We start from the raw sequence: 442 nt of genomic DNA, 5'->3' as shown, positions 1-442 counted from the left end.
TCCGCGAGGTCGTCGATCAGGTCCTCGATCTTCGCGGTGGCGATCGGGTCGAGCGCGGAGGCCGGCTCGTCCATCAGGATGACCTCGGGGTCGACGGAGAGACATCGGGCGATACACAGGCGCTGCTGTTGCCCGCCGGAGAGGCCGAGCGCGTTGTCGTCGAGCCGGTCGCTCACCTCGTCCCACAGCGCCGCGTCGCGGAGGCACCGCTCGACCAGCTCGTCGCGCTCCTCAGCGTCGCTCCGGTTCAGGAGCCGAGCGAGCAGGCCCGTGTCGAGGTCGCCGTGCTTCTCCGGGCCGTAGGCGATGTTCTCGCGGATCGACTTCGGGAACGGGTTCGGCGACTGGAACACCATCCCGACCCGCTTCCGGAGTTCGACGAGGTTGACCCCGTCTTGGTAGATCTCCTGGCCGTCGAGCCTCACTGAGCCGTCGATCCGGG

At 68.6% G+C, this 442-nt stretch carries 1 protein-coding gene; it reads right to left on the bottom strand.

The window, feature by feature from the left end; all coding sequences use genetic code 11:
- Nucleotides 1-442 (bottom strand): phosphate ABC transporter ATP-binding protein (locus tag DVK00_RS21025; protein ID WP_121578526.1); only part of this gene is annotated, 442 nt, incomplete at both ends.

Source organism: Haloarcula sp. Atlit-47R (assembly GCF_003665985.1).
Classification (GTDB): Archaea; Halobacteriota; Halobacteria; order Halobacteriales; family Haloarculaceae; genus Haloarcula; species Haloarcula taiwanensis.
Note: the sequence above shows the minus strand (reverse complement) of the source record. Positions and strands in the feature narration are given on the sequence as shown.